At 73.8% G+C, this 6,146-nt stretch carries 6 protein-coding genes; 2 read left to right on the top strand and 4 right to left on the bottom strand.

Annotated elements, in window-relative coordinates; translation table 11 throughout:
• Positions 1–163: 163 nt before the first annotated feature.
• Positions 164–1,597 carry a selenium-binding protein SBP56-related protein gene (locus SM793_RS21275; RefSeq protein WP_320439821.1) on the top strand — a complete coding sequence of 478 codons (1,434 nt, stop codon included), beginning with the start codon at positions 164–166 and terminating at the stop codon, positions 1,595–1,597.
• 34 nt (positions 1,598–1,631) lie between these two features.
• Here the strand turns inward: SM793_RS21275 and SM793_RS21270 are convergent, their stop codons facing one another.
• The gene (locus SM793_RS21270; protein WP_320439820.1) at positions 1,632–2,594 is read right to left on the bottom strand and encodes a helix-turn-helix transcriptional regulator; all 963 of its coding nucleotides are present in this window, start codon (positions 2,592–2,594) and stop codon (positions 1,632–1,634) included.
• A gap of 127 nt (positions 2,595–2,721) precedes the next feature.
• Between SM793_RS21270 and SM793_RS21265 the strand changes: the two genes are divergently transcribed.
• Complete coding sequence (locus SM793_RS21265; protein ID WP_320439819.1) at positions 2,722–3,867, top strand: NAD(P)-dependent alcohol dehydrogenase; 1,146 nt, start codon at positions 2,722–2,724, stop codon at positions 3,865–3,867.
• 145 nt (positions 3,868–4,012) lie between these two features.
• Here SM793_RS21265 and SM793_RS21260 read toward each other — a convergent pair whose 3' ends face one another.
• The 3 genes from SM793_RS21260 to SM793_RS21250 form a co-directional block, all read right to left on the bottom strand.
• On the bottom strand, positions 4,013–4,585 hold the full coding sequence (locus tag SM793_RS21260; RefSeq protein WP_413816008.1) for a DUF6114 domain-containing protein: 573 nt from the start codon (positions 4,583–4,585) through the stop codon (positions 4,013–4,015).
• 2 nt (positions 4,586–4,587) lie between these two features.
• Positions 4,588–5,244 (bottom strand): DUF6230 family protein, encoded by a 657-nt coding sequence (locus SM793_RS21255; protein ID WP_320439818.1) that lies wholly within the window; start codon positions 5,242–5,244, stop codon positions 4,588–4,590.
• A gap of 138 nt (positions 5,245–5,382) precedes the next feature.
• A complete protein-coding gene (locus SM793_RS21250) occupies positions 5,383–6,132 on the bottom strand; it encodes a TetR/AcrR family transcriptional regulator (protein ID WP_320439817.1) in 750 nt (249 codons plus the stop codon).
• Positions 6,133–6,146 lie beyond the last annotated feature (14 nt).

Genomic DNA, 6,146 nt, shown 5'->3' with positions numbered 1-6,146 from the left:
CCCCGGGGGCCCCGTCGGCCACGCCGGGGGGGGGGGGGGGGGGGCGCCCCCCCCCCCCCCCCCCGATCGCTCCCCGTGCGCCTGCTGTGCGCCCGCGAGTCCGTGCAAGGCTACCCGGGCCCTTGTCACTTACCTTGCCGAACAGGCGAGTTGAGGAGCCAGCATGCCGCATGGACACGGCCCGCAGGACGACCACCCGTCCGGACACAGCGATCCCTCCCTGTACCGCACGCCCGCCGAGGCGATCGCCGCTCCGCCGGAGAAGCTCGCCTACGTCGCCGGGTTCGACCGGTCGGCGCAGCGGCCGGACGCGCTGATCACCGTCGACACCGACCCGGCGTCGCCGAGCTACGGGCGCGTGCTCAACTTCACCGACATGCCGGGCGTGGGCGACGAGCTGCACCACTTCGGCTGGAACGCCTGCTCCAGCGCCCTCGCGCACGCCTGCCACGACAGCCCGGAGCGGCGCTACCTGCTGCTGCCGGGGCTGCGGTCGTCCCGGCTGCACGTGCTGGACACCCGGCCGGACCCGGTCCGGCCGAGACTCGTGAAGACGGTGGCGGCGGAGGAACTGGCCGCGAGAGCCGGGTACTCGCGGCCCCACACCCTGCACTGCGGGCCGGAAGGCGTCTTCCTCTCCTGCCTCGGCGCGGCGGCGGGCGGCGACGGGCCCGGCGGGGTCGCCCTGCTCGACCACACCACCTTCGACGTGCTGCGCCCCTGGGAGACGGAGCGCGGCTCGCAGAACTTCTCCTACGACGTCTGGTGGCACCTGGGCAGCAATGTGGGCGTCACCAGCGAGTGGGGCACCCCGTGGATGGTCGAGGACGGTGTGGTGCCCGAGCTGCTGCTCGGCCGCAAGTACGGGCACGCGCTGCACTTCTGGGAGCTGGACACCGGGCGGCACCTGCAGCGGATCGACCTCGGCGACCAGTACCAGATGGTGCTGGAGCTGCGCCCCGCCCACGACCCGCAGGCCGAATGGGGCTTCGCCGGGGTGGTCACCAATGTGGAGGACCTCTCGGCCTCGGTCTGGCTCTGGTACCGGCAGGGCGAGGCGTTCACCGCGCGCAAGGTGATCGAGATACCCGCCGAACCGGCGAAGGCCGAGGACCTGCCGCCCGTGCTCCAGCCCTTCGGCGCCGTGCCGCCGCTGGTGACCGACATCAACCTGTCGGTGGACGACCGCTGGCTGTACGTCTCGGCCTGGGGCACCGGCGAGCTGCTCCAGTACGACGTGTCGGACCCGTTCCACCCGCTGCTCACGGCCTCGGTTCGGCTCGGCGGGGTGACGGCCAGGACCCCGCACCCGGCCGAGCCGGGCCGCCCGCTGAGCGGCGCGCCGCAGATGGTCGAGATCAGCCGGGACGGGCGGCGGGTCTACCTCACCAACTCGCTCTACGGCGCGTGGGACGACCAGTTCTACCCCGACGGCATCGAGCCGTGGATCGTCAAGCTGGACGCCGACCCGGAGACGGGCGGGATGGCCGTGGACCACCGTTTCTTCCCGCACGGCGCGGAGTTCCGGGGGCTGCGGGTGCACCAGACGCACCTGGCGGGCGGCGACGCCTCCTCGGACTCGTACTGCTACCGGTAGCGGTAGCAGTAGCCGGCGGTAGCGGTAACCGGGGCTACCGGCCCGTCGACGAAGCTCCGGAGCCGGAGCCGGAGCCGGAGCCGGATTCGGGCCGGGCCCCGGAGCCGGTCTCCTGCTCCGGGCGGCGCGCGGGCGCGGCGCTCCCGGACGACGGCCCGGTGGCGATCCAGCTCGCCAGCAGCCGCAGCGACTCGGCCGACGGCGAGGCCGGCTCGGCGTGGTACGCGACCAGCACCTGGTCCGGGTCACCGGCCGGGCGGAAGGTCTCGTAGCGCAGGGTCAGCCGGCCGACCACCGGATGGCACAGCTCCTTGACGCCGTGCCCCTTGTCCAGGACGTTGTGCGCCGCCCACAGCCGCCGGAAGTCCTCGCTCTTGACCGAGAGTTCGCCGATCAGCGAGGTCAGCCGGGGGTCGTCCGGGTCGCGGCCCGCGTCGAGCCGGAGCATCCCCACCAGGTCGACCGCCTTGCCCTCCCAGTCCAGGTAGAGGTCGCGGGTGCCCGGTTCGAGGAAGACGTGCCAGGCGAGGTTGCGCCGCTCCGGCGGCAGCGCGGCGACGTCGCCGATCACGGCGTTGCCGAGGCGGTTCCAGGCCAGCACGTCGAGCCGCCGCCCCAGGATGTAGGCCGGGACACCGTCCATCGCGTCCAGCAGCTGCGTCAGCTCGGGCCGGACCTGCTGCGCGCGCGCCGGGCGGCCCCGACCGGGGCGGCTGCGCACCGGCCGGGTGATCCGCAGCAGGTGCTCGCGCTCGGCCGGTTCGAGCCGCAGCGCGCGGGCGATCGCCTCCAGGACGGCCGTGGAGACGTTGTCGCCGTTCCCCTGCTCCAGCCGGACGTAGTAGGCCGTGCTCACCCCGGCGAGCTGGGCCAGCTCCTCGCGGCGCAGCCCCGGGACGCGGCGGCGGCCGCCGTAGTCGGGCAGGCCGACATCGGCCGGCCGCAGCCGGGCTCGCCGGGACCGCAGGAATTCGCTGAGCTCGGTGCGCTGGTCCATGCCAGCAGTATGGGCCCGCCCACCGCGGCGGGCGGGCGCCGTGGGTGATACCACCGGTGGTAGGACCGGTGGTCGTACGACAAGCACTGACCTGGCCCGGCCCGAACGGCGCGCCGAGTCTTGGGGCATGACGAACACGACGATCACCGCAGGCACCGCAGACACCGCAGACACCGCAGACACCGCCGACACCGGCAGCACCGCCGCGGCGGAGAGCCCCGACCGGCCCGGCCGGATCGCGGTCTACGCCGCCCCGGCCCCGAAGGCCCCGCTGGAGCGCACCACCGTGCCGCGCCGGGCGCTCGGCGCGCAGGACATCCTCATCGACGTCCGCTACGCCGGGATCTGCCACTCGGACATCCACCAGGTCGACGAGGACTGGGGGCCGGGCATCTTCCCGATGGTCCCGGGCCACGAGGTCGCCGGAGTGGTCGCAGCGGTCGGCTCCGCCGTCTCCCGCTGGTCGGTCGGCGACCGGGTCGGCGTCGGCTGCTTCGTCGACTCCTGCCGGGAGTGCGACAACTGCCGGGCCGGGCTGCAGCAGTACTGCACGGGCGGGGACGGCGTCGTCTTCACCTACAACGGCCGCGGCCGGGACGGCTCGCCGACCTACGGCGGGTACGCGAAGCAGCTGGTGGTGGACGAGAACTACGCCCTGCGCATCCCCGAAGCACTGCCGCTGGACGTGGCCGCGCCGCTCCTGTGCGCGGGCATCACGGTCTACTCGCCGCTCAGCCACTGGGGCGCCGGGCCGGGGCGGAAGGTCGCCGTGGTCGGGCTCGGCGGGCTCGGCCACCTGGGGGTGAGGCTCGCCCGGGCCAAGGGCGCGGAGGTCACCGTGCTCAGCCAGTCGCTGCGCAAGCGGGAGGACGGGCTCCGGCTCGGCGCCCACGACTACCGCGCCACCTCCGACCCGGCGACGTTCACCGAACTCGCCGGACGGTTCGACCTCATCCTCAACACCGTCTCGGCCGACCTGGACCTGAGCGCCTACCTCGGGCTGCTGCGCACCGACGGCACGCTGGTCCAGCTGGGCGCGCCGGCGAAGCCGGTCAGCCTGGGCGCGCACTCGCTGCTCCTGGGGCGGCGGTCGCTCTCGGGCTCGATGATCGGCAGTCTGGCGGAGACGCAGGAGATGCTGGACTTCTGCGCCGAGCACGGGATCGGCGCCGAGATCGAGCTGATCCCGGCCGAACGGATCAACGAGGCGTACCGGCGGGTCCTGGCGAGCGATGTGCACTACCGCTTCGTCATCGACACCGCGACGATCTGACGCCTGCCGACCGATCCACCGGCCGCGGAAGGAACGAGCGGCGCCCCGTCCCCGGCGCTCTCCCTTCGCCGGGGGCGGGGCGCCGGCCCTGTCGGCCGTGGCGGACGTCGGTCACCGGCCGCGACCGGCGCCCGCCACGGCCCCCTCAGACGCCGGCCGGGTCGGCGGCCTTGCGTCCGGTCCGGTCCCGGCGCAGCCACCGGCGGCGCGGGGGCTGGTCGGGCAGCCACCCGAAGGCGAGGCAGCTGCCGATCACGCCGAACAGCATCCCGAGCAGGAAGCCGCCGAGGTTGGAGGTGAGCCAACTGCCCAGCGAGGCCAGTACGGCGAGGATCGAGTAGAACAGCCGCTGGGCCGGGTTGAAGAGGATCAGCAGGCCGCAGAGCACCATCACCGCCGGGACGAGGTAGCCGGCCAGCCCCTGGATCCCGATGTGCAGGACGACGGGCAGCGGGGCGCGCACCGTGAAGAGGATCTCGGCGCCGCCGAACAGGACCAGCACGCCGCCCCAGAACGGCCGCCGGCCCCGCCAGCCGCGCCAGGATCGCCGGGCCCGGGCGACCGCACCCGCCCGGGCCTTCGGCCCTGCTTGTACCTCGGGCCCCGGCCGCGCCTCGGATCCCGCCGGTGCCTCCGGCTCGACCTGTGCCTCGACCTGTGCCTCCGGCTCGACCTGTGCCTCCGCCTCCGCCGGTGTCCCCGGCTCGGGTCCCGCCACCGTCAGCAGCCCTCGGAGCTGAAGCTCAGCCGGAGGTTGGGCAGCTTGAAGGCGCCCGCGGTGGTGGCGTAGTTGTGCTGCCGGAGGTTGCGGATCGTGACCGTGTCGGCCTGCTGGCCGAAGACCCCGGGCAGGCCCTGCACGCCGGCCTTGGTGTAGGTGCTGGCGTCGCCGCCGATCTCGATGTTCTTGAACTCCGCGTCGCCGGAGAGCAGGTCGGAGTCGGTGGTGAGGTCGGTGGCGGTGACGGGCGTCCCGGCGTCACCGGCCCTGATCAGCAGGTTGATACCGCCGAGTTCGACGCTCTGGCACAGCTTGGTGAGCGAGGCTTCCTTGATCGCCGAGACCGCGACCAGTACCTGGCCACCGGTGTCACCGGCGTTGGGACTGTCCTTGATCATGTGGTCCAGGCTGCCGAACTGCTCGAAGCCGACGCCGTCCAGGCGGTCGGCGGTGACGACGAACGGCATGCCGGAAATGTCGAACTGGGCGGCGAGCACGCCCTGCGCGGTCAGGGCCATCAGCACCGCGCCGGCGGCGACGGCGGGGACGGCCATCAGCGCGGTGCGCCTCAGCCGGACCCGGCCTCTGTCCTGGGCGGGTGACGCGGGGCCCGCGGTGTTCGCGGTCGGGTGGGCGGCGTCCTCGGACGTGGCCATGTGTGCTCCCTCGATTGGTGGGGACGGGCAGGCACTGGCACGTTGTCCTGGCGCGGACAGCGTTCTGCGGCACGGCAGCGGAGGACCACCCCTCGGCAGCGGGGCGGACCGGTCGGGCCGCAGTGGGTAACTGGGAAGCTACTGCCCGGTATTGACCGGGTCAATACGGGTGCACGAAGGATCACCGTCCGCTCCGGGGCCCCGGTCCGGCGCCGGCCCGGCCGAGGCCAGACGGCGTGCGGCCTCGGCCGGACCGAGGAAGGGGGCCAGGCAGAACAGGCTCAAGGCGGGCAGCAGGTCCGGGAGTTCGGCGGTGCGGTCGGTCTCGATGCAGCGCTGGAGGGTGGAGTAGACGCCACCGACCACCGCGTCGACCATCGCCTCCGCGCCGATGCCGTCCGGGAGTTCGGGCACCTCGGCGAAGAACGCCCGGAACCGGACGAGGAGTTGCTCCCGCTCGCGGCGCCCGGCCGGTCCGACCGCGTCCAGTTCGATGACCGCCATGGTCGCGAAGGCCGGCACACCGGCCAGCAGTCCGAGCATCGCCCGGAGCGCCTCGCGGATCCCGCCGCACCAGTCCGGTGAGGCGGCGAACGCCCGCGCCATCCGCCGGACCACCACCCCGGCGCCGTGCCGGTGGGCGGCGAGGAAGGCGTCCTCCTTGCCGGTGAACAGGTCGTAGAAGACCGGCCTGGTCACCCCGGCGGCGCGACAGATGTCGCTCACCGTGGCGCGCTGGTAGCCGTGTTGCGCCACCGTGTGGACCAGGCCGTCGAGCAGGCGCTCCCGCTGGGTCGCCGCGACCACGCCGGGCGGCAGCCGGCTCGGGCCGCGTTTGATCGAGCGGGCCGGGTCGCGGCCGGTGCGCGCACCGGGGATCAGGACCACGTCGGCATTCCCAC

The organism is Kitasatospora purpeofusca (genome assembly GCF_034043715.1).
Classification (GTDB): Bacteria; Actinomycetota; Actinomycetes; order Streptomycetales; family Streptomycetaceae; genus Kitasatospora; species Kitasatospora purpeofusca_A.
This window is presented reverse-complemented; position numbering and strand designations above follow the sequence as displayed.